This is a genomic window from Alkalihalobacterium chitinilyticum, assembly GCF_029028005.1.
Taxonomy (GTDB): Bacteria; Bacillota; Bacilli; order Bacillales; family Bacillaceae_F; genus Alkalihalobacterium; species Alkalihalobacterium chitinilyticum.
The window spans coordinates 16040-41691 of record NZ_JAOTPO010000019.1; the positions used below are offsets into that span (position 1 = coordinate 16040).

General features: G+C 37.9%; 24 protein-coding genes, 1 pseudogene, 1 riboswitch and 1 other annotated feature. Of the genes and pseudogenes, 8 read left to right on the forward strand and 17 right to left on the reverse strand.

The window, feature by feature from the left end; all coding sequences use genetic code 11:
- Nucleotide 1 precedes the first annotated feature (1 nt).
- A complete protein-coding gene (locus N7Z68_RS20175) occupies nt 2-766 on the reverse strand; it encodes an enoyl-CoA hydratase/isomerase family protein (RefSeq protein WP_275120275.1) in 765 nt (254 codons plus the stop codon).
- A gap of 311 nt (nt 767-1077) precedes the next feature.
- On the opposite strand from N7Z68_RS20175, the gene N7Z68_RS20180 reads away from it, so the two are divergent.
- Complete coding sequence (locus tag N7Z68_RS20180; RefSeq protein ID WP_275120276.1) at nt 1078-1875, forward strand: hypothetical protein; 798 nt, start codon at nt 1078-1080, stop codon at nt 1873-1875.
- Between the two features lie 35 nt (nt 1876-1910).
- Here N7Z68_RS20180 and N7Z68_RS20185 read toward each other — a convergent pair whose 3' ends face one another.
- From N7Z68_RS20185 to N7Z68_RS20210, 6 genes and pseudogenes are all read right to left on the reverse strand, one after another.
- Complete coding sequence (locus N7Z68_RS20185) at nt 1911-2705, reverse strand: enoyl-CoA hydratase/isomerase family protein (protein WP_275120277.1); 795 nt, start codon at nt 2703-2705, stop codon at nt 1911-1913.
- A 157-nt stretch (nt 2706-2862) separates the two neighbouring features.
- Entirely contained in the window at nt 2863-4236 is a 1374-nt protein-coding gene (locus N7Z68_RS20190) for a sigma-54 interaction domain-containing protein (protein WP_275120278.1), read from the reverse strand.
- Between the two features lie 172 nt (nt 4237-4408).
- Nucleotides 4409-4858 carry a universal stress protein gene (locus N7Z68_RS20195; protein ID WP_275120279.1) on the reverse strand — a complete coding sequence of 150 codons (450 nt, stop codon included), beginning with the start codon at nt 4856-4858 and terminating at the stop codon, nt 4409-4411.
- Between the two features lie 15 nt (nt 4859-4873).
- Nucleotides 4874-5038: pseudogene (locus tag N7Z68_RS20200) on the reverse strand (acetyl-CoA C-acyltransferase); the annotation flags it as partial.
- Between the two features lie 414 nt (nt 5039-5452).
- Nucleotides 5453-7873, reverse strand: a complete 2421-nt coding sequence (leuS, locus tag N7Z68_RS20205) for a leucine--tRNA ligase (protein WP_275120280.1) — start codon at nt 7871-7873, stop codon at nt 5453-5455.
- Nucleotides 7874-7995: 122 nt separating this feature from the next.
- Nucleotides 7996-8229 (reverse strand) — a binding site (T-box leader).
- 112 nt (nt 8230-8341) lie between these two features.
- A complete protein-coding gene (locus N7Z68_RS20210; RefSeq protein ID WP_275120281.1) occupies nt 8342-9553 on the reverse strand; it encodes an MDR family MFS transporter in 1212 nt (403 codons plus the stop codon).
- 630 nt (nt 9554-10183) lie between these two features.
- Here N7Z68_RS20210 and mnmL point away from each other — a divergent pair.
- The 3 genes from mnmL to N7Z68_RS20225 all read left to right on the forward strand — a co-directional run bounded on the left by mnmL (nt 10184) and on the right by N7Z68_RS20225 (nt 12415).
- Entirely contained in the window at nt 10184-11152 is a 969-nt protein-coding gene (gene mnmL, locus N7Z68_RS20215) for a tRNA modification radical SAM protein MnmL/YtqA (RefSeq protein ID WP_275120282.1), read from the forward strand.
- Nucleotides 11149-11721 carry a tRNA 5-(aminomethyl)-2-thiouridylate-methyltransferase MnmM gene (gene mnmM / locus N7Z68_RS20220; RefSeq protein ID WP_275120283.1) on the forward strand — a complete coding sequence of 191 codons (573 nt, stop codon included), beginning with the start codon at nt 11149-11151 and terminating at the stop codon, nt 11719-11721. The genes mnmL and mnmM overlap by 4 nt, the downstream gene beginning before the upstream one ends.
- Nucleotides 11722-11848: 127 nt before the next feature.
- Nucleotides 11849-12415: a beta-class carbonic anhydrase gene (locus N7Z68_RS20225; RefSeq protein ID WP_275120284.1), complete on the forward strand. Its 567-nt coding sequence runs from the start codon at nt 11849-11851 to the stop codon at nt 12413-12415.
- Nucleotides 12416-12723: 308 nt separating this feature from the next.
- On the opposite strand, the gene tbcS is transcribed toward N7Z68_RS20225, so the two are convergent.
- Complete coding sequence (tbcS, locus tag N7Z68_RS20230) at nt 12724-13782, reverse strand: tetraprenyl-beta-curcumene synthase (RefSeq protein ID WP_275120285.1); 1059 nt, start codon at nt 13780-13782, stop codon at nt 12724-12726.
- A 235-nt stretch (nt 13783-14017) separates the two neighbouring features.
- Complete coding sequence (locus N7Z68_RS20235; protein WP_275120286.1) at nt 14018-14797, reverse strand: alpha/beta hydrolase; 780 nt, start codon at nt 14795-14797, stop codon at nt 14018-14020.
- Nucleotides 14798-14957: 160 nt separating this feature from the next.
- Between N7Z68_RS20235 and N7Z68_RS20240 the strand changes: the two genes are divergently transcribed.
- The 3 genes from N7Z68_RS20240 (at nt 14958) to N7Z68_RS20250 (ending at nt 17597) form a co-directional block, all read left to right on the forward strand.
- Nucleotides 14958-15479, forward strand: coding sequence for a gamma carbonic anhydrase (locus N7Z68_RS20240; protein WP_275120287.1), 522 nt, complete (start codon nt 14958-14960; stop codon nt 15477-15479).
- Nucleotides 15480-15857: 378 nt separating this feature from the next.
- Complete coding sequence (locus N7Z68_RS20245) at nt 15858-16397, forward strand: phosphatase PAP2 family protein (RefSeq protein ID WP_275120288.1); 540 nt, start codon at nt 15858-15860, stop codon at nt 16395-16397.
- Between the two features lie 42 nt (nt 16398-16439).
- Nucleotides 16440-17597, forward strand: a complete 1158-nt coding sequence (locus tag N7Z68_RS20250) for a glycosyltransferase family 4 protein (protein WP_275120289.1) — start codon at nt 16440-16442, stop codon at nt 17595-17597.
- Nucleotides 17598-17676: 79 nt separating this feature from the next.
- On the opposite strand, the gene metK is transcribed toward N7Z68_RS20250, so the two are convergent.
- Entirely contained in the window at nt 17677-18879 is a 1203-nt protein-coding gene (gene metK / locus N7Z68_RS20255) for a methionine adenosyltransferase (protein WP_275120290.1), read from the reverse strand.
- Between the two features lie 189 nt (nt 18880-19068).
- Nucleotides 19069-19179, reverse strand: a riboswitch (SAM riboswitch).
- A 100-nt stretch (nt 19180-19279) separates the two neighbouring features.
- Nucleotides 19280-19711 (reverse strand): hypothetical protein, encoded by a 432-nt coding sequence (locus N7Z68_RS20260; RefSeq protein ID WP_275120291.1) that lies wholly within the window; start codon nt 19709-19711, stop codon nt 19280-19282.
- Between the two features lie 440 nt (nt 19712-20151).
- Here N7Z68_RS20260 and pckA point away from each other — a divergent pair, with 440 nt between their 5' ends.
- Nucleotides 20152-21735 (forward strand): phosphoenolpyruvate carboxykinase (ATP), encoded by a 1584-nt coding sequence (gene pckA / locus N7Z68_RS20265; RefSeq protein WP_275120292.1) that lies wholly within the window; start codon nt 20152-20154, stop codon nt 21733-21735.
- A gap of 75 nt (nt 21736-21810) precedes the next feature.
- Here the strand turns inward: pckA and N7Z68_RS20270 are convergent, their stop codons facing one another.
- The 6 genes from N7Z68_RS20270 to sda all read right to left on the reverse strand — a co-directional run bounded on the left by N7Z68_RS20270 (nt 21811) and on the right by sda (nt 25565).
- The gene (locus tag N7Z68_RS20270; protein ID WP_275120293.1) at nt 21811-22605 is read right to left on the reverse strand and encodes an alpha/beta hydrolase family protein; all 795 of its coding nucleotides are present in this window, start codon (nt 22603-22605) and stop codon (nt 21811-21813) included.
- The gene (ytkD, locus tag N7Z68_RS20275) at nt 22602-23111 is read right to left on the reverse strand and encodes an RNA deprotection pyrophosphohydrolase (RefSeq protein WP_275120294.1); all 510 of its coding nucleotides are present in this window, start codon (nt 23109-23111) and stop codon (nt 22602-22604) included. Before ytkD ends, N7Z68_RS20270 begins: the two co-directional genes overlap by 4 nt.
- Before the next feature lie 29 nt (nt 23112-23140).
- Nucleotides 23141-24337: a bacillibactin exporter BcbE gene (bcbE, locus tag N7Z68_RS20280; protein ID WP_275120295.1), complete on the reverse strand. Its 1197-nt coding sequence runs from the start codon at nt 24335-24337 to the stop codon at nt 23141-23143.
- Nucleotides 24338-24512: 175 nt separating this feature from the next.
- Nucleotides 24513-25019: a YwpF family protein gene (locus N7Z68_RS20285; RefSeq protein ID WP_275120296.1), complete on the reverse strand. Its 507-nt coding sequence runs from the start codon at nt 25017-25019 to the stop codon at nt 24513-24515.
- A gap of 131 nt (nt 25020-25150) precedes the next feature.
- Entirely contained in the window at nt 25151-25297 is a 147-nt protein-coding gene (locus N7Z68_RS20290) for a hypothetical protein (protein WP_275120297.1), read from the reverse strand.
- A 94-nt stretch (nt 25298-25391) separates the two neighbouring features.
- Nucleotides 25392-25565: a sporulation histidine kinase inhibitor Sda gene (sda, locus tag N7Z68_RS20295; protein WP_275120298.1), complete on the reverse strand. Its 174-nt coding sequence runs from the start codon at nt 25563-25565 to the stop codon at nt 25392-25394.
- Nucleotides 25566-25652: the final 87 nt, after the last annotated feature.

A 25652-nucleotide genomic window follows, 5' to 3' on the forward strand; every position in this document is an offset into this window, starting at 1 on the left:
CTTACTTTCTAGTGAAATTCGGTTCTCTTTTTTCGAAAAATGCTGCAACGCCTTCATTTTTATCTTCTGTCTCACATAACGTCCCGAAATATGTAGCTTCCGTATGCAATCCTTCTTCTACTGATTGATCAAGGCCTTCATTTACTGCTTTTTTAGCAGCTCTTACAGCTAATGGACCTCTTTTGGAAATTTTCTCAGCCCATTTTCTAGCTTCATCTAATGCTGAATTTTCTGTTACTTCTTCAACAATTCCCACTTTATAAGCCTCTTCAGCTGAAAGAAATTCACCAGAGAAGATAAGCTGTTTTGCTTTTCCACTGCCGATTAAACGTGGTAATCTTTGCGTTCCTCCATACCCTGGTAAAATTCCTAGTTTCACTTCTGGCAGACCAAATTGCGAGCGGCTTGTTGCAATTCTAAAGTCACACGCAAGAGCTAACTCTAATCCACCACCAAGTGCAAATCCATCAATTGCAGCAATGACAGGCTGTTCGAGATCTGCGATTTGTTGAAAGATTTGTTGGCCTTTCTTTACGAGCTCTACCCCTGTTTCAGCTGTTAAAGTAGGAAAGTCCTTAATGTCGGCACCAGCTACAAATGCTTTATTTCCAGCTCCCGTAATAATAACTACATTCACATCTTCAGCAATGTCATTTACAATCACTGATAACTCCTCAAGTACTTGTTTTTCAAGCGCGTTTACTGGAGGTGAATCTATTGTTATTGTTCCAATTTGATTTTCTACCTCATATTTTACTTTTGCCATCGTATACCCCTCCTAGTTATGTTTAAATCATCTCAATTTCTTATTGCAAAAACTATGCCAAAATTCAGAACTCTACTTTTACACATGAAATAAAAGAGCCTTCCTTAAACTGTTTCTCCAGGAAACGAAAGGTGTTTCTTAAAGAAACAATAGTTTCTATTGGAAACAATATAATCTGTGTGCGGACAACTTCTTGCTGCATAATAAAAGCTTAAGTATAATGAATTGAAATTGCAATATTTATTAACTATTCTAAATCTTCAATTCTTTGAACTTTGTCTAAATGGTGATTTCTTAAAGGTGGTGAATATATGATCATTTATGCACTAAGCGGGGCTAGTGGAACGGGTAAAAGTACAAGCGCTCTTTCATTCGCATATGAAAAAAACATCCCTGCGATTATTGATGATGGATTATTAATCGTTAGAGGGAAGAAAGTAGCCGGTACATCAGCAAAATTTGAGAAAAACTATATTACTGCGGTTAAGAGAGCAACGTTCCATTTCGAAGACCATAAAAAAGAAGTTCAAGAAGCCATTAAAATATATAACCTTGCTAAAATACTTATCATTGGTACTTCTCCAAAAATGGTGAAACGAATTTGCTCGACATTGGAATTAGGAGACATTGATCATCTAATAGACATTAGCGAAATACGCTCATCGCGAGAAATTAAAATGGCTTTATATGTTCGGTTAACGCAAGGAAAGCATGTTATTCCTATCCCGCATAGACAAGTTGAACAAAGTTTTTTTAAACGGCTTATAAAACAAGGCATGAAAATCTTCTCCCAAAAAGAAGAAGTTATTGGAGAAACGACCGTCGTTTACCCTGATTTTGATTCAAACTCTATTCGTATTTCTAAAAAAGTTTTAACTTCAATTGCTGCTTATGAATGCGAACAGATTTCAGAAGTTAAACAATGTCATCAAGCAACCGTTCAGATGACTGCACTCCCTACCGTCGATTTAACCGTCAGTCTGCACCATCCGCCCCTACGAACGATTCAAGATATTGGTGAACACATTCAATCAAGAGTTCAACAAGCTTTTCTTAAATATCTGCAATTGGAACTTCATTCTATTCATATTCATTTTGTTAAAAAGTAAACACCGAAGGGGTCGTTAATCCTTCGGTGTCATTGTCATAGTCTTCTTTGAAAGTTAGGTGTTCTTTTTTCTACAAACGATGCTACGCCTTCTGGAAAATCATGAGCGTCTACGAACGGTGTTTCTTCTTGCCACAATTCCTCTACACTATTTACACAATTAGCAACAGATCGTTTAATGGCCTTAAGTGAAGCTGGAGATTGCGAGGCAACAAGTCTTCCCATTCGGATCGCATAGCGATCGAGCCTTTCTTCTTGAATGAGGTAGTTGATCAACCCTAAGCTTTTGCAATCATCAGCATCGTATAATCGACCTGTAAAAACTAAATCTTTCGTTCTACTTGGACCAATTAAACTTACTAGGCGTTGGGCAAATTTATTATTTAGTGTAATTCCTAACCGGCCAACTGGGATACCCATTCTTGTCTTATTTGAACCAATCCTTATGTCACACGCTAGCGCCAGTTCTAAGCCCGCCCCCATTGCCGGGCCATTTATTACACCTATAGTCGGGATAGGCAAACGTTCGAATGTTGAGATCGCTCTTTCCATGAGTAGAAAAGAAGCTTCAGCTTCTTCAACAGACATTTGATGAAATTCTTTAATATCTGATCCTGCTGTAAACTGCTCTCCTGTGCCTCTTAAAATCGCCACTTTATTTTTAGGGTTATCTAATATTTTGGCCCCAATCTCTGATAACTGGGTCCACATATTGGACGTAAGCGCATTTCTGGAATGAGGGCGACTTAAACTAATAATCGCTAAACCGGCCGTTTCTTGATACGTGATTTTTGCATCGTCTTCTTCCATTCTTTGAATTTGAACTCGCAAATCCTTCCTCCCCCTTCTTTCTCTAATTATCTTCACGTTTTATTATGCAAATTACGTGCCAATATTTGTGAACAAAAATCATTGGGGTCGGATAGCGTAAAAAAATCTATTAGATAAAATCTAACGGCGTACATTTACAGTTAGTATTTTAACGGTGCTACATCATATCGTATTTTTTTAATTTTGCATAAAACGCTTTTCTACTGATCCCCAGTTTATTAATAGCGTCGGAACGGTTTTTACTTACTTTTATCACTTGCTGTAATAAGGTTTTTTCCGTTTTTTCTAATACCTCGTTCAGCTGATAATTTGTCGTCCTGAATTCAACCCGCTCTCTTTGAAATACGGGTGGCTCTGAATGTTTATTCTCTGTTCCTTCTCGAATATAATCTGGAATATCATCGATAACAAAATGAGATCTCGGACAAACAGCTACCATATGTTCGAGTACGTTATAAAGCTCCCTCACATTCCCAGGCCACGTGAACTGCTGTAAGACAGCGATGATTTCCTCATCGACGCTCACATGTTTTCCGTACTTGGACTTCAATTGGTGTAATAGATTTTCAACTAAAAACGGTAAGTCCTCTTGTCTTTCTCGAAGAGGAGGTATGGTTATTGGAACGACATTAATTCGGTAATACAAGTCTTCTCTGAAAGTCCCTTTTTTTATTTCTTCACTTAAATTTCGATTCGTCGCACAAATAATACGTACATCCATTGGAATGGCTTTCATCCCGCCAACCTTATGAAACGAACGTTCTTGGATAACACGCAGGAGCTTCGCTTGAACATTTAAAGACATTTCTCCGATTTCATCTAAAAATAACGTACCACCACTTGCTAATTCAATTAACCCCTTTTTCCCGCCTTTTCGTGACCCCGTAAAAGAACCATCCTCAAAACCGAACAATTCACTTTCAAATAATGTATCTGGTATCGATGCAATATTTATTGGAATAAAGGGCTTACTATGTCTTGTACTCGCTTCATGAATGGCTTTTGCAAAAACTTCTTTTCCTACACCACTTTCACCGTATAACATAATCGTGGCATCCGTTGCAGCCACTTTTTTAGCAAGAGAAACAACTGTCTTCATTTTATAGACATTACTATGTAACAGTGAAAAGCTCTTTTGATCTAATTGTTTTCTTAGTTCCGAGGAATACATTTTATAACGTTTCAGTTCTTCCTGTAGGTTTGTTACTTCACTAATATCTCTCATAATGGTAACAACACCAGTCATCTTACCTTTTTCTATTAATGGTGTGATATTTGCACAGACATCTTTTTTTAGAGAATGGACATAACTGCAATCATTAATAAGTGGCTGGCCGCTTTTTAATACTTCAATAATCCTAGAGTTTTCTTCTATTTTATGTAAATTTCTACCGACAATTTTTTCTTTAGGTACATTAAATTGTTCGGTATATGCTTTGTTCACATATGCTACCGTATAATCAGTGAGAACAACAATTACTGCATCATGAAGAGATTCTAAAATAGATAATAGTTGATGGTCTAATTTCATCTGCATTCTCCCCATTCAATTGGTATTTTTATAGCAATTGTTCAACTTGCAAATATACTCAGCGATATTTCATTAAAGTCCATCATATAGAAAGGTGACTCATAAATATCCTGGCCTCACAATGCAATGCAAGGCACAGTGATCTGATCTTATGAGTCACCCTATAGAAACATTATTTAATAATCATAACAGGTATTGAAGAAGTTTGTGCAACTTTATGACTGACACTTCCTAACACCATTTCTTTGAAACTCCCAAGTCCACGACTTCCAATAATGATTAAATCAAAGTTTTCTTTTTCTGAAAACTGACAAATGGAATTTGCCGGGTCACCTTCAAGAATGTAATATTGAGAAGTACCTCCATTTTCTTGCACTTCTTGTTTTGCACGGTTAATAATTTGTTCAGCCTCTTCTATCTTTACTTCTTTTAATTTTCTTCTGTAATCATACTGAGCTGTTGAAAAATCACCAATAATAATAGGTGCTGAACCTGTGTCTGGAACAATGTGAACGACCGTTAATTCCCCTGAAACCTCATTTACATGCTCTACCGCTTTTTTTAAGGCGTGATAACTATGCTTCGAACCATCAATCGCAACAACTACTTTTTTAAATCCCATATTTCTCCTCCTCAGTTAGATCGATTTTATAATAAGTGAAATGCCTTGTCCGCCACCAATACAAAGTGACGCCAGACCGTATTTCTTATTTTGAAGCTTTAATTCTTTTGCCAATGAATATACAATTCGAGCTCCACTTGCCCCGACAGGATGCCCTAGCGCTATTGCAACAACGTTTATAATCGCTCACTAACCGATCGGTCATTTATTTTTAAATTTTATGAAAAATCTGTTAATATGTCAATAAAAACGAAAATAATCTGACAAAATTAGATAAAGTTTCCACTCATAAATTTACACATTTTTCATTACTGGATAAAATGAATTTCTTAAAACAAACTATCTTTATATACTATCTCCTTATACCTAATCATATTTATTCACAGGTTGTTAATAAGTAAACGATTAAATGTTAATAAATAAATGTTGATATTATCGTCTTTATCAGCTTTTTGTGGATAACTTCCTATTTTATTCACAGACTTATACACATTATTCACGGACATCCACAACCCTTCGTGCCATCTAGTATTTAGTTATAAAAAATGAAAACGAGCAAAACATTTTTTTATAATAATGTTTTGCTCGTTTATCTTAATTTGCTACGATATTTACAAGCTTCCCAGGAACGGCAATTACTTTACGAATTGTTTTCCCTGCGATTGCTTCTACTACTTTTTCATCCGCTCGTGCCAGTTCTTCCATTTGTTCTTTATTTGCATCTTTCGGAATGACTAATTTTGCTTTTACTTTCCCGTTTACTTGAACAACGATTTCAACTTCATCTTCGACCAAATACTTCTCATCATATGTCGGCCATGCTTCATATGCAAGCGTTCCTTGATGCCCAAGCTTTTGCCATAATTCTTCTGCCAAATGTGGAGCCACCGGGGAAATTAGCTTCACAAAGCCTTCCATGAATGATTTCGGTAATTGTTCTTGCTTATAGGCTTCGTTAATGAAGACCATTAGTTGTGAAATCCCAACGTTAAAACGTAAGCCTTCAAAATCTTCGCTTACTTTTTTAACCGTTTGATGATACGTACGTGTTAATACTTCAGTTCCTTCTTCTTCGGTAATTGTTGAATTAAGTTCGCCAGTCGCCTCATCGATAAACAACCTCCAAATGCGGTCTAAGAAACGACGCGCACCATCTAAGCCATTTTCAGACCAAGCGATGGAAGCATCAAGCGGCCCCATAAACATTTCATATAGACGAAGTGTATCTGCTCCGTGACTCTCAATAATATCATCAGGGTTTACGACATTTCCTTTTGATTTACTCATCTTTTCGTTGTTTTCACCCAGAATCATTCCTTGGTTAAATAGTTTTTGGAACGGCTCTTTCGTTGGAACAATGCCAAGATCATAAAGAACTTTATGCCAGAAGCGAGCGTATAGTAAGTGAAGTACCGCGTGCTCTGCTCCACCAATATAAATATCCACTGGAAGCCAGTGATTTAACTTGTCAGGGTCTGCAAGCTGTTCGTTATTTTTTGGATCAATATATCGTAAGTAATACCAGCAGCTGCCTGCCCATTGAGGCATTGTATTTGTTTCACGACGTCCTTTTTTCCCTGTCTCTGGACAAACGACTTCTAACCAATCTTTAGCATTAGCTAATGGTGATTCACCTGTTCCAGATGGTTTGATTTCATCCATTTCTGGCAGTATTAACGGTAATTCTTCTGCTGCAACTGGTGTCATCGTTCCATCTTCCCAATGAATAATTGGAATCGGCTCACCCCAATAACGTTGACGGCTAAATAACCAGTCACGAAGACGGTACGTAATTTTCTTCGTCCCTTTTCCTTCTGCTTCAAGCCATTCAAGCATTTTGGTAATGGCTTCTTCTTTATTTAAACCATCAAGGAAGTCTGAATTGACATGAGGACCGTCTCCAGTATACGCTTCTTCTTCAATGTTACCGCCAGCTACAACTTCTTTAATTTGCAAGTTAAATTCTTTTGCAAATTCATAGTCTCTTTCGTCATGTCCTGGAACTGCCATAATCGCACCTGTTCCATAGCTGACAAGTACATAATCAGCAATCCAAACCGGCAGCTTTTCACCATTTACAGGGTTAATCGCATAAGCACCCGTAAAAACACCAGTTTTTTCTTTAGCCAATTCTGTTCGCTCCAGGTCACTCTTCGTTGCCACTTTCTTTTTATAAGCTTCAATTGCTTCTTTTTGTTCGTCTGTTGTGATTTGATTAATTAATTTATGTTCTGGCGCTAGTACCATATACGTTGCACCAAATAACGTGTCAGGACGTGTTGTAAATACCGTAATCGACTCATCGTGACCGTCGATCATGAACGTCACTTCAGCCCCTTCTGATTTTCCAATCCAGTTACGTTGCATGTCTTTAATGCTTTCAGGCCAATCCAATTCCTCTAAATCATCTAACAGACGATCCGCATATTCTGTAATCTTCAGTATCCATTGCTTCATTGGGCGGCGTTCTACAGGGTGTCCGCCACGCTCACTTTTCCCGTCAATAACTTCTTCATTCGCAAGTACTGTACCTAACGCAGGACACCAGTTTACGGCTACTTCATCGACATAGGCTAACCCTTTATTATAGAGCTGTATGAAAATCCATTGCGTCCACTTATAATAGTTCGGATCTGTCGTATCAACTTCACGATCCCAATCATATGAAAATCCTAGAGATTTAATTTGTCTTCTAAAGTTATTAATATTTTGTTGCGTAAAATCACGCGGGTGTTTGCCTGTATCAAGCGCATACTGTTCTGCAGGAAGTCCAAACGCATCCCACCCCATTGGATGTAATACATTATATCCTTGCATACGCTTCATTCTCGATAAAATATCAGTTGCTGTATAACCTTCCGGGTGCCCAACGTGAAGACCTGCTCCAGATGGATAAGGAAACATATCGAGTGCGTAAAATTTCTTTTTCTCTAGCTCATCTAACGTTTTAAACGTCTTATTTTCTTCCCAATACTGTTGCCACTTTTTTTCGATTGTTTGATGTTGAAAAGACATTATTTTTTCCTCCAATTGAATATTTTGTTTAGATGCATATGTATTCGTATTACTTTAAGCTCAACCCACGTATGAAAATTTTGCTTATGACAATAAAAAAACCTCCCACCCCTAGCGTTATCGTTAGGGACGAGAGGTTGATCACAAAGTAAAATTTCCCGCGGTACCACCCAAATTAGCATAAACCTAAGTTTACACTCACTTTAGTAACCTTAACGCGGCGGACGGCAGCAACTACTAATTGTTCACTACTGCAACTTTGAGGCGAGTTCATGGGTATCATCGATTGACTTTCACCAACCGTCAATTCTCTAATTACGAGATACGTCACTACTATTCCTCTTCATCGTTATTAGCCTTTATTTCTTAACTATAAAGTCAATATACTTGCTATTGTATGAATATGTCGATTTTCTGTCAAGACCATTTTTGCCAAATTCAACTAGAAACATACTCTTTTTATCTAATTTATGATTGGATCGAATGTTTTGTAGCAGGTTCTGCAGTTATTTTTTCTTTTAAAACTCGGTCGTATAGAGCCGTTGATATGAACGCAAGACAGAATAATCCCATGATCGCGTAAAAAAGAATAACCATTCCAAAAGCTTCAGCAATTAAACCTCCAACAAATGGCCCCATCATTCTCCCGCCTGTCGCTACACTGTTAACAACACCTTGATAAAAACCAGCTTTACCTTCAGGGGCGAGCTTATGGGCAATCGTAGGAATGGCCGGCCAAATAAACATTTCACCAATCGTTAGGATAATCATGGCCGCAATAAACATTGTAAACACTTGTGCTTGCGATAACACAAAGAAGGAAATGATGAAGATAACTAATCCTGTGTAGATTTGTGCTTTTAGTGTGTGCACCCATCTTCGAACGAAGAACGCAATAATCGGTTGAAACAGCACGATCATCGCCCCATTTATCGTCCACAAGATACTATATTGTTTTAATGAAATTCCAAGCTGTTGAGTATATACGGAAATATTGGACTGCCACTGCACATAGGCCAGCCAACATATAAAATACCCCGTTAACACAATGAGCAATGCTATAAACGGACGGCTAAACGAAAAGTTTTTCTTTTGTTCAAACACATTTGACGTAGCTGGCGTCACTTGTCGGTTCGCTTCTATTTGTCTAAAACCGAAAATAGCCAACAATAAAAATAAACAATAGACGATGCCATTTGAAATAAAAATATAATCAATTTTGATGGAAGCAACGACACCAGCTAATGCTGTTCCTAAAGCAACACCGACATTTTGGGCAACGTACATTGCATTGAAGGCCTTTCTTCCTCCTTCAGGCCATGCGGTTCCAGCCATCGCATAAAGGGCAGGAAATGTCATCCCAGCCCCAAAACCAATCCCTACTAAAAGAGCTACATACCACAAAAACGTGTGGTTATAGGCAAGAATAAAGGCACTGATAATCGTAATCGCAATCCCATAAATGACCGTTTTATACCCGCCGATTCGGTCAAACAACGTTCCCCCAATAAGATTTCCAATGACACCAGCACCAGCATTCATCATTAATACGAATCCTGCAACAGATAATGGTTGACCTAACTCTTGATGTAAATAAATAGTGTTTAACGGCCAAATGAAAGAAGCACCTGTTACATTGATAACCATACCAATAACAAGTAACCAAATTGCTTTAGGCATTATATAACTCTCCTCTTATTTCGTCTCTCTAAGGAAATAGTAAAAGATAACAATCAAAATAGCAATGCTTTTTCAATGGAAATGAAAGTATAAGTGTTTAGAAGTTTTTATAGTTGCAGGTGCCATCGGATCGTGGCCACAGACTGCCCATGCTTTCTTTCGACAAGTCATAGGTTGGTTGTTGCACATGGAAGTGCCTTCAAGATGTATGAGAATATTAGAGCATTCACAGGCCCTTATTTCTTTAAAAATGGCAATTTTAAATCCGTAATGGTCCTCACAAGCCCTTATTTACTATATTTCATGATGTTTTTGCTCAAGAATAGGGGAATAAGGGCCTTTCAGGTCCACAAATTTTTATATGAGGTCATTTCTGATAAAATAGCGTCCTCTCAGTGCCCTAAAAAATAATACCTATAACACACATGTGCGAGAACACAGCATCAAATGACGCATCAGCGACACCTTAACATAATCACATGTTAAAAAGCGGTGAACACCGAAAAAAACACATATAACCATGTCCCTCCAACTTTTCAAATGGCTCTATTTCACCCGTTCGAGTTTCTTGCTCGTTTGTGATAGGATGATGAAGTGACAGTAACTTATAACCAACTAAAGGTGATATAAATGGACATAAAACAACATCAAGCTGTTCCTCTACGTTTCGGAGACAAAAGATATCATTCGTGGAATTTCCACTTAAGACAACAATTCGGTGAAAAGGTGTTTAAAATACCACTTGATGCCGGCTTTGATTGTCCTAACCGCGATGGAAAGGTGGCCAGTGGCGGATGTACGTTTTGCAGCGAACGCGGTTCTGGTGATTTTGCCGGTGATCGAAAAGACGACTTAGTCACACAGTTTCATACCATTAAAGAGCGGATGCACCGAAAATGGAAAAGCGGCAAATATATCGGCTATTTTCAAGCCTACAGTAATACGTATGCACCGGTCAGCGAGCTTAGAGAAATGTTTGAAATTATTTTACAACAAGAAGATGTGGTCGGGCTTTCAATCGCAACTCGCCCAGACTGCTTGCCTGATGACGTCGTTGACTATTTAGCTGAATTAAACAAGCGAACTTATTTATGGGTTGAACTCGGCCTACAAACCGTTCACGAACGAACGGCTCTATTAATCAACCGGGCACATGATTATCAATGTTATATTGATGGTGTAGATAAACTCAGAAAGCACGGCATCCGTGTATGTGCTCACATCATTAACGGGCTGCCTTTAGAGACGACTGACATGATGAAACAAACGGTAGAAGAAGTTTGTAAATTAGACATCCAAGGAATTAAAATTCATTTGCTTCATTTAATGAAAAAAACGCCAATGGTTAAACAATATGAAAAAGGACTCGTACAGTTTATGGATTTCAATGAATACATCAACCTGGTCGTCGATCAAATCGAAATGCTGCCGCCTCATGTTATTATTCATCGTTTAACTGGAGACGGACCAGCCGATATGATGATTGGACCGATGTGGAGTTTAAAAAAGTGGGATGTACTAAATGCAATCGAAGCCGAACTTAAACGCCGTGACACATGGCAAGGAAAGTTGTACCGAAAGGACGTTGAGATGGGATGAATATAGATGGAGTTCTTCCTTTTGCCAGAATCCTATTAGAAAAAGTGGTTCACAGCGGGGACATTGCGATCGATTGTACGGCAGGAAATGGTCATGATACCTTATTCCTAGCGAAACGAGTCGGGGAAAATGGACGTGTTTATGCTTTTGATATTCAGGAACAGGCGATCGAAAAAACCAAAAAGAGAATACAAGAACATGAAGTTGAGGAACAAGTAACCCTTCTTCATCAAAGTCATGATCGTTTAACAGATTGCATTCCAGAAGATCACCAAGGAAAAGTAAAAGGAGCGATTTTCAATTTAGGGTATTTGCCTGGCGGCGACAAAGAAATTGTAACTAAACCCGATTCAACCCTATCATCTATTGAACAGCTCTTTCGTATGTTAGATTCAGGTGGCATCATTGTTCTAGTGATCTATCACGGACACGAGCAAGGAAAACTTGAAAAGACTGCTGTTTTACATTATGCGGAACAACTTAATCAAGAAAAAGCTCATGTATTAAAATACGAGTTTATAAATCAAAAAAACAATCCCCCCTTTATTATTGCGATTGAAAAAAGATAAATTTCATAATTTTCCATTTTTCAAAGGTTGACATTTATCGATAGATTTCATCAAACTATAGTTAACATAAGAGAATGAGAAAATTAGAGAAACAGGCCAATCAATGAATTGGCCGGGGGAGAAATCAATGGCATTATTACAGACGATACTTGACTATAATGAGACGTTTGTAAGAGAAAAAAAGTATGAAGAATACCAAACGACAAAGTTTCCAAATAAGAAGTTAGTGGTTTTAACTTGTATGGATACTCGTCTTACGGAATTACTGCCTCGTGCAATGAACTTAAAAAATGGAGATGCGAAAATTATTAAAAATGCAGGAGCGTTCATTAGTCATCCGTTTGGTAGTATTATGAGAAGTATTATTGTTGCTCTATACGAGTTAAAAGCGCAAGAAGTATGTGTGATCGGTCACCATGGCTGCGGAATGGCAGGACTCGAGTCTTCTAGTGTTCTGGCTAAAGCTGAGGAGTGCGGGGTCTCCATGGAGAAAGTCGAAACGATCGCCTTTGCCGGTATTAATGTGAACGAATGGCTAAAAGGCTTTTCAAAGGTAGAAGAAAGTGTAATGCATAGTGTTGAAATGGTGAGAAAACATCCACTACTACCACCGGAGACACCGGTCCATGGATTAGTCATTTGTCCTGAAACAGGTAAGTTGGATATAATCAGCGATGGATATCAATCATCCTAACCTAAATGCAACTAGATGGAAAATACACCAAAAGCTTTCCCTCACACGCAGATTTTGCAAGTGTGTCATATTGACGAGTCACATGATATAGCGGGTGGAAACATTGTAAGTACATAGGAGTTATCCTACGTAATAGTTAGAAAACAAAGACGCTATTGGATTACAACCTCCAATGCGTCTTTTTTTTTATATAAAATTTTACGGGATCAAAGTTAGTTACATAAGTCCATTAAATGAATACTAGTACTTTTTAATTAATCAGCACCTTCACCCTGCCGCATACATACAAACTGCAACTCGCCAGCTCTTCACTTACTTCCTCGCCGGTAAACCCAACTATTTATATAGAAGAAAAGAGTAGACATGCCGCCAAATCGAATAAACTTCTTGGCTGTATCCTTGACCTTCTTTTGCCTTTGTACTTTCTCATCTGCTAGGTAAATTGCGACTAAACCTTTATTAATCAAGTAATGGAAATTTCGATTAGGAAGTTGTTCGATACTCGCCTCCGCTTGTTCTACAAAATGGCGAAAACGAAAAATAAGCTCTTCTTCATTTTCATAGTAAAAACAAAAATTTAAGTCCCCGCCGATCCGGTCTTCCTCTTGATCAATAAAATAATCTAGTAATATATGTAACCCTTGTACATAAGGAAAATACCCATCTCTCACTCGTTGAACCGTCTCTTCCGAAAGGTCTTCATTCGTGGCATAAGCCGCAAGACAAAAGATGCCTAGGGTTGAGCCTGCACAAGCTGAAAACTCAAACCATGACATTTCAGGAACCTTGTCTTTATGTAAGGAAAACCAGTCTTCAAGAAGCGGTACACGGTCTTCTTTTTTAACATGCTTGTAAACTTGAAGATCACAGTAATATTGACAAAGCTCCAGCATGACAGACTGAGTCTTTGCAAAGGATGGCAGGTGCTTTAAAACTTGCTGGCATGTAAGCACTAAACTGCTTAAGTAACCTCCATCGTTCTGTTCAGCTCTCAGTCGATAATAATTTTCCGGCTCAGTTCCAGGAGTTAAAGCGTGTACCATAGATTGGTGAAGCGCACGGAAGTCTTCAGGATCTAAAGAAGTACTGCGATCACACAAGTTATCTAAGTAATCACTGATCGTTTGATACGCAACGATAAATTTTATTACTTTGTCAACTTCCGGTCCTGCCAATAAGCCGTAAATACCGCCGCCTTCACAATGGAAAGTCTTTGTCTCTATACTCATCAGTGCTTGTTTTCTTAATTCTGGATTTGGAATGGCTTCAGCTTTTTCTTTCCATTCCTCTAAATAACGATGAACGCTTGGTATGACATTCCGGTAGATGCTGTACATTAACGTCCACGGCTGATTAGGTATTTTCAAATTAACCCCCCTCACCAGTTTCTTCCTTTAATAATAGTACTTTATCACACCCGTTTTTATTATCCAAATCTATTGATTTTGAGAAAATTGTAATGCTGTATATCACTAGGCCCTATACCATCAACAAATGGCCTGCTTTTAACGGCTTGTTAGATCAAACCACCTCAAGCCAAGACGTCTGCAACAAAAACTCGTCTTATAAGACTGTATTTTACCGTGAAGAAGCCTCACCCCGTCAAAGGTGAAGCTCAGCAAATAGTTTTGCATATTGAAAAACGTCATCCCGTTCAGGTTCATTAAATAGCTCATGGTATAACCCGTCCCATTCCTTAAACCATTTTTCATTAATTTTTAACTCATCATACCAGAACCTAGAAGCTTCATTATCTACAATATGATCATCACCAGCTTGTATTAAAAGAAGTGGAACATTTGGGAATTTATTTATATTTCTTTTAGCTAATGTCATTGCTTTTACAATCTCTTGATACCATCGTAAAGATACTTTCGTTACTCGTAATTCATCCATCATATACGCTTCACGGATCTCTGCATTTCTAGTGACTAGATGTGTCTTCAACCCTGATGGTGCAGTAACAGTCGGTAATAATCTGTGCAAAGCCCTCGAAGTCATCGTCTTGTATTTCGGTGGTTCTTCCGCTAACTTTAATAAAGGTGACGACAAGATAACTCCGTGTAGATCCATCTTCTTTTCCATTAACGTACGTATGGAAACGAGCCCTCCCATACTATGGCCTAGTAAGTAAATAGGCAAACCATATAAGGCAGCTTCTTTATACCATTCATAAACCGTCTCAATATATTGATTAAACGAGTCGATATGACCACGTTTCCCTCTCGTTTTTCCTTGTCCAGGCAAGTCTCCCATGATGATATGGAAGCCAGCTTCCTGCCATTTTTTTCTTAACCAGCCGTATCTGCCATGGTGCTCTCCGGCTCCATGAACGATTACGATCACACCTTTTGGTTGTTCACTACATTCCCATTTCCACATATTAATCCCCTTTCTCTCTATTTTTTTCCCCCAGTATTTGCTAAACTAAACGTATTGTATCAGGAGATTTGACGGTGTTTATTATATTTATGTCAGATTTTCGCGTCATTGTCATCTGAAATCTTTTTTTATCATTTTTTTATAAAAGGAGCTGTTTTCTTTGATCTATCCATATAACGGCAAAACACCAGATATTGCTGAGTCTGCATTTATCGCAGACTTTGTAACAGTTACGGGTGATGTGAAAATTGGAGAGGAAACGAGCATTTGGTTTAACTCCGTGATCCGTGGAGATGTAGCCCCTACCATCATTGGCGACAGAGTGAATGTACAGGATAATTCAGTTTTGCATCAAAGTCCAAACAATCCTCTTATTCTAGAAGATGACGTTACGGTAGGTCATCAAGTGATTTTACATAGCTGTATTCTTCGCAAAAATGCTCTTATTGGAATGGGCTCGATCGTGCTTGACGGGGCTGAAGTCGGTGAAGGAGCTTTTATCGGTGCTGGAAGTCTCGTTCCCCAAGGTAAGGTCATTCCACCCAACACTCTTGCGTTCGGCCGGCCTGCAAAAGTCGTACGTGAATTAACAGAAGAAGACCGTAAAGATATGGCCCGCATTCGAAGAGAATATGTGGAAAAAGGACAATACTATAAAAGTTTGCAGAAAAATAAAGATTGATTAAAACCACTTAGACTCTCAATACAACAGCGAATATAAAACCATAATTTTGAGAATTTTTGATCAAAATTATGGTTTTTATTTTGATTACAATGTTTCATTTCCCTCCTAAGTTCCTTCTTCCACATTCAGACACTCTAGTCTTCAACTTTAACGTGTTGTGCCTTTCCTTGCCCCTGCCCTCTCTATTAACACTCCCACTCGCTATCCCTTCGTCAGTAATTGCAGAAAATTGAAGAATATCATTAAGTGCCCTTTACGTTAATTAAATAAATTTTAAAATTAACTTCATATTTAGCAAACAAATAATTGTTACAATTCTGTTAACAACATTCATTTAGTGCCTTATGGGCAACTTCCTTGAAAAGAGGTTTTCGCATGGATCGATCAAAACAATGGTTTTACCGTACTGATTGTAACTTGTTTTATTTTTTCAACGAGAAAAGTCGTTCCAAAGGTTCTTTTCTTTTCATGAACTACATTACACATTTAGGAGGAGCGACATTTACGGTAGGCAGCACCGTTATCCTTTGTATACTGCTCACCGCTCCATTTCAATCCACGGCACTCGCAGCAGCACTCGCATTAACTCTTAGTCATGCCGTTGTCGTAATTGTAAAAAAAGGCTACCACAGAAAGCGCCCTTACCTCGTCTTACCAAATATTAATGTAGTTGATAACCCGTTCAAGGATCATTCCTTTCCTTCGGGACATACGACAGCTATCTTCTCAATAGTAACACCATTTATTCTTTATAATCCTATGCTTTCCCTTCTTTTGTTGCCTATTGCTACTTTAGTAGGTATATCTAGAATATTTCTAGGGCTGCATTATCCTTCTGATGTAGTCGTTGGAGCTTTACTTGGTTTCTCTAGTGCATTTTTGACGACTATCTTCATGAATTACTGGTTCTATTAATTCGCTAACCTTTAATGAAGGAAAGATGTAGGAGGTCTATAAATGAAAATTGCTTTATTTACTGATACATTTACTCCACAAATAAACGGGGTAGCTCGAACTTTACAACGACTAGTCAATCACTTTGAACATCGAAACGTACCTTATCAGTTATTTGTTCCTGAAACCATTCAGCAAACTGACATGTACTCTAATCATATTCACTCATTTTTTAGTTTACCTTTTTTCTTATATCCGGAATGTCGAATGGCCCTTCCTAACCTTTTTACTATCCGGCAACAGATGGACAGCTTTAAACCCGACCTCATTCATATTACAACTCCGTTTAATATCGGCTTAAGTGGCCTCCATTACGGAAAAAAACATAATATTCCTATGGTCGGTTCGTATCACACTCATTTCGACCATTACTTAAAATACTATAAGCTCACCTTTATGTCAGAGTGGTTATGGAAATTTATGAAGTGGTTCTATTCTCATTTTAATAAAACCTTTGTTCCTTCGAAAGAAACGAAGACACATTTAGCTAAACGGGGTTTTACAAATATTGAACTTTGGACTCGAGGAGTAGATTGTTTTCAATTCAGTCCACAAGAAAAGGATTTCAGTTTATACGATCACTTTAACATACGCAAGAAATACGTCCTTCTGTATGTAGGGAGAATGGCTCCTGAAAAAGACTTAGACACATTACGCTTAGTTATGGAACAACTGCCAGAACAACTGAGGAATGAAATTCACTGGATTTACGTTGGAGATGGTCCGCTTTTAAATGAATATAAAGAACGCTTTAATGAAAACATTACATTCACTGGTTATTTAGCCGGTAATGAGTTAGCTTCTATTTATGCCTTAGCAGATTTGTTCGTATTCCCGTCCACTACTGAAACATTCGGCAATGTCGTTTTAGAAGCTTTAGCATCAGGAACACCTGCAATTGTTGCCAACAAAGGTGGCGTCACTGAAATTGTGCATCATGAAAAAACAGGGTTAATTTGTGAAGCGAAAAAACCACAATCCTTTATTAGTGCCATTGAAAAACTATTAACTGACCATACGCTTCGCTTACAAATGGGCTATGAAGGAAGAAAGTATGCTAAAACACAATCATGGGAAACTATCTTTGACAACCTTCTGATCCAATATGAGAAAGCTTACGAAATGTCACGTTCCCACATTAGGCTGGCTTCTTCTAACTGAGACAAGGCGCTGGTGCTATACATCTTCAAATTCTTATCATAAAAGAAAGGAGCGAAAATTCGCTCCTTTCTTTCCTATATTATAGAGCTTCCGTTCTTAAAACTTCCGCTTTGTCTGTTTGCTCCCAAGGAAGATCAATATCATTACGTCCAAAGTGACCGTATGCAGCTGTTTGCTTATAGATCGGACGACGAAGATCTAGCATTTTAATAATACCAGCTGGACGAAGGTCAAAGTGCTTACGAACAAGTCCTACTAGTACTTCTTCTGATACTTTACCTGTTCCAAATGTATCCACTGCGATGGATACTGGTTGTGCTACACCAATAGCATAAGCAAGTTGCACTTCGCAACGATCAGCTAAACCGGCAGCTACGATATTTTTCGCAACGTAACGAGCTGCATATGCACCAGAACGGTCAACTTTTGTTGGATCCTTACCTGAGAATGCACCCCCGCCATGACGGGCATAACCACCATACGTGTCAACAATAATCTTACGTCCTGTTAATCCAGCATCTCCTTGAGGTCCACCAATTACAAAACGACCCGTTGGATTAATGAAGTATTTTGTTTCGTCATCAATTAACTTTGCAGGAACCACTGGTTTGATAACATACTCTTTAATATTACGTTGAATTTGCTCTAACGTTACTTCCGGGTGATGTTGAGTCGAAATAACGATCGTATCAATTCGTGCCGGCTTTCCGTTCTCATCATATTCTACGGTTACTTGTGTTTTTCCATCTGGACGTAAGTATGGAAGAATCTCCTCTTTACGCACTTCAGTCAGGCGGCGTGATAATTTGTGTGCTAAAGAAATTGGAAGCGGCATTAATTCTTCCGTTTCGTTATCAGCATAACCAAACATTAACCCTTGGTCTCCAGCACCGATCGCTTCAATCTCTTCATCTGACATTTGTCCTTCACGAGATTCTAGTGCTTGGTCTACCCCTTGGGCGATATCTGCAGATTGCTCATCAATTGAAGTTAATACTGCACACGTTTCAGCGTCAAATCCGTACTTCGCTCGCGTATACCCAATATGTTGAACTGTTTCACGAACGATCTTAGGAATATCAACGTATGTACTTGTCGTAATTTCACCGGCTACAAGTACTAGCCCTGTAGTTACTGACGTTTCACAAGCTACACGTGCATTCGCATCATTTGTTAAGATTGCATCTAGAATTGCATCCGAAATTTGGTCACAAATTTTATCTGGATGCCCTTCTGTCACTGATTCTGAAGTGAATAAGCGACGACTTTTCTTTTCTACCATCTTACAGTATCCTCCTTTTACACATCTTTTAGGGTGAATACAATCCTATAAAAATAGCTTCCCCATAACATGTGTTAAATATTGATACGGCACTCATTCCCTCACCATTGTGAGTAAAAATTTAAGACATATATAGCCATGAAAACCCTTTTCCTCATGAGGAAAAGGGTTAGACTTATCACCTTTAACCTCTTATCGTTCAAAGCATTCGCTTTGCAGGTTAGCACCTTTTCACCTTTTATCAGGGTGTTGGTTGCTGGGTTTCTTCGGGCCTGTCCCTCCACCGACTCGGGATAAGAGTATCCGTTCGCGACATATCATAACTTACATAGTAAAAGATGTCAACTATTGCTAGTTGACATCTTTAGAAGTCGATAAAACAAAACATATAATAATTGGTTTAATAAGGCGTATCTATATCATGATTATTGTTATGATTTACATTTTGGTTTTGGTTTTGGTTAGGATTACGATTTGGTCGTATATTATTGGTTTGATTATAGTTCATATTATGGTTTGGATTTATTTGGTTTTGCCTTTGTTGATCCTGTTCTTCTCTAATTTCTTCACGCATTTGCATCCTTAATAATTCATTTTGGTTATCTCTCGGTTTAACCTGGCTGTACACACCACTTGCCGTTAAACCGATCACTAAAGCAACTAACACTTCATTTCCCCATTCTCTCGGAATAAACCATAAAAGACAGGCAACTCCGATGGCCAGCAATGCACGATACTTTTTATCAATATTAAAAGCATTTCCTACAACCGTAACTAATGCAGCAACGACAGCTGAAACGGTCGCAAGGTCCATTATTGAAATACTGTCCACTGCACTCCCTCCTTTTCCTTCTATACTATGCAGCATAGATAAAAAGGCCACAGTATTCCTAGTCCTAATTGCTTTTGCCCCTTATAACCATCCATTCGACAAACTTTACTAATATCCCACTTTTCTAAATTTTTTTATTCCTTTTAAATGTAACTTTTTTAACAGTAGATTGCGTCGTTGAATGGTACAATTATATAAACAGGCTTAAAAATTATGATACTTTATAAAAGCTTTTCCAACTTACATAACTAATAACTTCCTTATATAATAAACCCCATACTAAATTAGACACATAATTTTTCAACTTATTTGCACACAAATTGAAATAATAGTATAGACTATTTAGTAAAATGTGTTATACTAATTTCAACATAAAAAATTAAATGTTAATCCTGACTAACATAATTATAAAATATAAAAAAGAGAGGGTTTTGTGACCAATGAGTACAATTAGCTTCGCTACTGAATTAGAGCATATTTTACGAGGAGAGAATGTTCACCTAGATCTTCCTGTTTCTAAATTAGTCGAAAGGTCACTAATGAGAAATGAAGGTGCTTTAACTTCAACAGGTGCATTAAGTGTAGCTACGGGAAAATACACTGGACGCTCACCTAAAGATAAATTTATCGTTATGGAAGATTCAGTTAAAGATAAAATTGACTGGGGTTCTGTTAACCAACCAATTGAAAAAGAAGTATTCACTAAATTATATAACAAAGTAATGAACTACTTAAAAGAACAAGAAGAACTTTTTGTTTTCCGCGGCTTTGCCGGTGCCGATAAAAGCTATCGTCTGCCAATCCAAGTGATCAACGAATATGCTTGGCATAACCTTTTTGCAAAACAATTGTTCATTCGCCCGTCTCAAGAAGAATTAGTAGATCACGAAGCTGAATTCACGGTTATTTCTGCTCCGAATTTTAAAGCAGATCCTGAAGTGGATGGGACTCGCTCTGAAACATTCATTATCGTTTCTTTCGAAGAGAGAGTTGTTCTAATCGGTGGTACTGAATATGCTGGTGAAATGAAAAAATCAATCTTCTCTATTATGAACTACTTATTACCAGAACAAGATGTTCTTTCTATGCACTGTTCAGCAAATGCTGGGAAAGAAGGAGACGTTGCACTATTCTTCGGACTTTCTGGAACGGGTAAAACAACGTTATCTGCAGATCCTAACCGCTACCTGATCGGTGATGATGAGCATGGTTGGTCTAACAACGGGGTATTTAACGTTGAAGGCGGTTGCTATGCTAAATGCGTGAATTTATCTTATGAAAAAGAGCCAGAAATTTGGAATGCGATTCGTTTTGGTTCCGTATTAGAGAATGTTGTTCTTGATGAAAAAACAGGAAATCCTGATTACGATGACACTTGCCTAACTGAAAACACTCGAGTAGCTTATCCGTTAGAAGCTATTCCAAATACATTAATGCCTAGTATTGCGGGTCACCCTAATACGATTATTTTCTTAACTGCTGATGCTTTCGGTGTATTACCTCCAATCAGTAAGTTAACAAAAGAGCAAGCGATGTATCACTTCTTATCTGGTTACACTAGTAAACTAGCAGGAACTGAGCGCGGGGTTACAGAACCTGAAGCAACATTCTCAACTTGTTTCGGTGCACCATTCCTTCCATTACCAGCTCGTCGTTATGCTGAAATGTTAGGTGAAAAAATCGCACAACACGATGCACAAGTGTTCCTAGTAAATACAGGTTGGTCAGGTGGTCCTTACGGTGTCGGGAAGCGTATGAACTTAGCTTATACTCGTGCAATGATCCAAGCGGCTCTTCAAGGCGAATTAAACTCTGCTGAATTCTCAGTAGACCCAATCTTCGGCCTGAACGTCCCTGTTCACTGCCCTGGTGTTCCAGATGAAGTTCTTCAACCGAAACTAACTTGGGCCAACGGCGAAGAGTATGATAAAAAAGCTCAAGAGCTTGCAAACAAGTTCAAAGAGAACTTCGAGAAGTTCGATAACGTTACAGAAGATATTAAAAACGCAGGTCCAAACGTATAATAAGAAAAGGGCGCAAGCCAAAAGGAGACTGATAAATGTCAGTCTCCTTTATCTATGAACCCTTTGTATTTTTCTTCACTTATCATATTGACTCTGCCGTTTCATCCATTGCGTTAACTGTACAACAATTCTTCGATTATCCGGTTCCGGAAAAAAGTGATTATACTCTTCGTAATACCAAGTTTCTACGCTTTTCCCTTTACTATGTAAATTCGTTTCTAATCGATAACTGTGCTCAATCGAAACATGTTCATCCTTTTGTCCATGGATAAGGAGTATAGGGCATGAAATTTGTTCACTGACATTGAGTGGAGTTCTCCAGTCATACCGTTCCGGATATTTAGCCGGTGTTCCGATAACTCGTTTCATCATTCGCCGTAAATCAATCCGTTCTTCATACGTAAGCCTCATATCAGAAACACCGTTCCAGCATACAACTGAACGAATAAAATTCAATTCAGAAGCTGTAAGTAAAGCCATTGCACCACCGCGAGAAAACCCAAATAAATGAATATTGTCTTTCTGAACAGCAGGATGTCTATGTAAGAGCCAGCATGCATTTATTGCATCATTACGGTCATTACCCGCAAAATCCTCCTGCCCCTCTCCCCCTTTATTACCACGATATAAAGGGGCAAAAACAACAAAGCCCTCTGAAGAAAACTGAATAATTCTCGCAATTCTCGGCATACCTACATTTTTAATTCCGCCTCTTAGGTATAAAAATCCGGGTAATTGTTCATCAGTATCTGGTTCAGCTAAGTAGCCTTTGACTCTTAGACCGTCACTTCTATAAGTGACTAAATAAAGCTTTATTCTGGGATGTGGTGAAGGTAAGCGTACCTTTTCGATGACTTGACCATCCATCATTCCGCACCCTCACTATCCGTCAGTAGATGGTGCCACTTTTGATTTACTTCCTTCATACCAAGCTCTATCACTTGATCCTTCATAATAAAACTAAACCTACCATCACCTTTTACATTTAATGGGAATTTCTTCATCAATACTGGACCATTTGTTTCTAAATAATTTTCCTTCTTTATCAATTGATCGACTAGCCCAAAATAAATATTTTTAACAAATTCTCCGTCTGGATCGTTAACCTTATATTGTCCTACATAATAAAGTTCTTTTATAGTTGCTCCTGCTTCTTCAAAGAGTTCTCGTTTGGCAGCTTCTTCAACAGTTTCGCCCTTTTCCACTTTTCCACCTGGGAATTCAATTCCCCTTTTCGGATGTTGAATGAATAACCAACTGCCCTTATAAAAAGAAATCACTAACACATGCTTTGGCTGTAGTGAAAAGGTTGTCGTACCTAGACTTAATTCAACAAGATATCCTTTTTCATCATAAAAACGAATGAACTTACTCATTTATTTCTCCTCAACCCTATTTGTTTTTTCTATTCATCTTCTGTCGGTTTAACCGCCACCAATGCCGTTACGAGAGCAGCAATACAAACAAGTGTATTTGTAAAAAATAAAATAAAATGTGATGCTTTCATAAGCACAGCAAAGACAGGTGGTCCGAGGGCAACCCCAGCAAACCTCATACTGCTATAAATGGAAGTAATCGTTCCTCTTTGCTCTTTGGCTATTCCTTCTGTAACAAGAGCATCCAAGCTAGGCAAGGCAATTCCAATCCCTATCCCGCTTGCAAATAGTGCTGTTAGAAGAACATAAATATCTTTTGAAAAAGAAATGGAAAAAACAGAAATGGTTAATAACCCCAAACCAATAACGGTCATCCATTTCATTTTAATTTTCTCTTCACCAATTCCTTTTCCAGTTACATAAGACGATAGACAAAGTGCAGCTAAGGGAATCGCTAAGATAATCCCTTTTTTCACACCATCAATTCCGTGTTGTTCCTCAAGCATCGTTGATAAATAAAAAAGTACACCAAAGATCACGAACATACAAATACAGCCGATTAAAAAGATCGCATATAACCAGCGACCTTCATTTTTAAATATTCTTTTAATTGAATGTAGAAAATCCTTAAATGCAAGAGGTGCTCCAGTTTTGGGCGGAGTCTTAACTAGAAATATCATTAAAAAAATTGAAATGGTACAAAAGATCGGAAAGGCAAAGAATGGCATAAACCAAACCCAACTTGCAAGGAGTGCCCCTAGGATTGGACTTAATACTTTACCGAATGTGTTCGATGTTTCGATAACTCCTAGTCCTTCACTTACTTCACTTTCCTGTTTAAACAAATCACCTACTAACGGCAGTACAATTGGTGAGGCACCAGCTGCTCCGAGCCCTTGTAACAGTCTGCCGAAAATAATAATTCCATAAGGATCATCGATTTGCCAGGAGGCAAAACCGGAGATTAAACCTCCAATCCCTGCGATGATTAAACTAGGAATAATGATTTTTTTTCGTCCATAACGATCCGACATATAACCTGCAATAGGAATACATATGATAGCAACAATCGAGTAAACGGTAATGATCATACTTACTTGCAGCGCTGAAATATTTAATTCTTTTTCAATCGCTGGCAAGACTGGTATTAACATGGAATTCCCAAGTGTCATTACTAACGGTATGGAGGCTATGGAGACCAAATCCCATGTCTTTTTCTCTTCCATCACAAAACCCCCTAAAGTCCAATCAATATATGTAGTATAAATCATCAGCATGATTCTATACTTCGGATTGTCGGATTATTTGGGAGTTTGCCAACCAGCAGACTTAAGTCGAATAACGGTGACATCGCAACTTTTTTTATCTGTGTTTTGGAACTTTGTTTAATCTTATGGACATTTATTTCTCACTAGGTTCAGTACTATGAAAGCTAAGTTTTTCATCGGCGTTTACTTGTTTGTATATATTTTCTACAATTTTTTCGACACCACGCGTTGCTTTTCTTTTTTTGAATTCTTCAAGTAAGGCATCGCCTGTTAAGCCTTCATCAACAATACTTTCTAAAATAACATCAATAATGTCATCTTTACGGACGGCCATTAATCCATCTAGCAGAATACTCACTTTATTCGACAGGTGAGTAATTTTTCGCACTTTTGTTACCATCGTTGCCGGATAATTATTTTCACTTGTAATTACTGCTTCAATAATTAATTTCCCATTCTCCTTTTCGCATGTTTCAAAAATACCGATACCATCTTGATTAATAACAGCATCGATCAACCATTTTTTAGCCGTATCTTCCATATCGATGATTAGACCATCTTGTAAAGGAATATCAACTTGGCTAACCCCTTTTTCATGAGGTTGCAACACTCGAAGTGAAAATAACCGATAAGTTTTCACACGATCGCCTCCGTTAACTACATTTTATATGTATCATTAAAACATATATTTTATCATGATGCATGTTCATCATGACCTAAACGTAAAAGAGACTGACTCAATAGTTTGTGTCAGCCTCAACATAATAAGGTTTAAGAACTTTTTAAATTGTTATACTTCTTTTCATATTGGCGCTCTTTCACCCACATGATAAATTCCAGCTCTTTTTTCGTAAGCTTTCTTCCTAATTTTAAAGTACATTCGGTAACTAAATCATTGTAAAACTTATCAAAGGTCATGAATGATGACTCCTTTGTATTAGATTTCATTTTGAATACCACTCTACTTATTAGACATTACTTATAGGAACACCTTCAAATATTTTAATTTTTTTTAACATTGTGGATGCAAGACTTTAATTTTGTCAGCTTGGGTAGGAGTCAATGAACCTAAAAGCTCTCTTTCCTCAAGTTCCTCTTTTAATAACGTTATGAAATCCTCGTCTAATTCGAGTTCTAGTGCCTTCGCATAAACTTCTAATAACAACTCATTATCGATATGATACATACTTTGCCCTCTTTCAGCATGGTAATTATTCACAACATGTTTTAAGATACAAGGTTTATTATCAAATTTCAAGAGTAATTATCAGAT

Bases quoted from the DNA above. Each gene is read 5' to 3' on its own strand.
- N7Z68_RS20225 (WP_275120284.1), top strand. From the start codon at position 11,849: ATGGCATTATTACAGACGATACTTGACTATAATGAGACGTTTGTAAGA.
- N7Z68_RS20175 (WP_275120275.1), bottom strand. From the start codon at position 766: ATGGCAAAAGTAAAATATGAGGTAGAAAATCAAATTGGAACAATAACA.
- sda (WP_275120298.1), bottom strand. From the start codon at position 25,565: ATGTATCATATCGATAATGAGTTGTTATTAGAAGTTTATGCGAAGGCA.
- N7Z68_RS20245 (WP_275120288.1), top strand. From the start codon at position 15,858: ATGGATCGATCAAAACAATGGTTTTACCGTACTGATTGTAACTTGTTT.
- mnmL (WP_275120282.1), top strand. From the start codon at position 10,184: ATGGACATAAAACAACATCAAGCTGTTCCTCTACGTTTCGGAGACAAA.
- pckA (WP_275120292.1), top strand. From the start codon at position 20,152: ATGAGTACAATTAGCTTCGCTACTGAATTAGAGCATATTTTACGAGGA.
- mnmM (WP_275120283.1), top strand. From the start codon at position 11,149: ATGAATATAGATGGAGTTCTTCCTTTTGCCAGAATCCTATTAGAAAAA.
- N7Z68_RS20190 (WP_275120278.1), bottom strand. From the start codon at position 4,236: ATGAAATTAGACCATCAACTATTATCTATTTTAGAATCTCTTCATGAT.
- ytkD (WP_275120294.1), bottom strand. From the start codon at position 23,111: ATGAGTAAGTTCATTCGTTTTTATGATGAAAAAGGATATCTTGTTGAA.
- N7Z68_RS20250 (WP_275120289.1), top strand. From the start codon at position 16,440: ATGAAAATTGCTTTATTTACTGATACATTTACTCCACAAATAAACGGG.
- N7Z68_RS20290 (WP_275120297.1), bottom strand. From the start codon at position 25,297: ATGACCTTTGATAAGTTTTACAATGATTTAGTTACCGAATGTACTTTA.
- N7Z68_RS20195 (WP_275120279.1), bottom strand. From the start codon at position 4,858: ATGGGATTTAAAAAAGTAGTTGTTGCGATTGATGGTTCGAAGCATAGT.
- N7Z68_RS20180 (WP_275120276.1), top strand. From the start codon at position 1,078: ATGATCATTTATGCACTAAGCGGGGCTAGTGGAACGGGTAAAAGTACA.
- N7Z68_RS20270 (WP_275120293.1), bottom strand. From the start codon at position 22,605: ATGATGGATGGTCAAGTCATCGAAAAGGTACGCTTACCTTCACCACAT.
- bcbE (WP_275120295.1), bottom strand. From the start codon at position 24,337: ATGGAAGAGAAAAAGACATGGGATTTGGTCTCCATAGCCTCCATACCG.
- N7Z68_RS20210 (WP_275120281.1), bottom strand. From the start codon at position 9,553: ATGCCTAAAGCAATTTGGTTACTTGTTATTGGTATGGTTATCAATGTA.
- leuS (WP_275120280.1), bottom strand. From the start codon at position 7,873: ATGTCTTTTCAACATCAAACAATCGAAAAAAAGTGGCAACAGTATTGG.
- N7Z68_RS20235 (WP_275120286.1), bottom strand. From the start codon at position 14,797: ATGTGGAAATGGGAATGTAGTGAACAACCAAAAGGTGTGATCGTAATC.
- metK (WP_275120290.1), bottom strand. From the start codon at position 18,879: ATGGTAGAAAAGAAAAGTCGTCGCTTATTCACTTCAGAATCAGTGACA.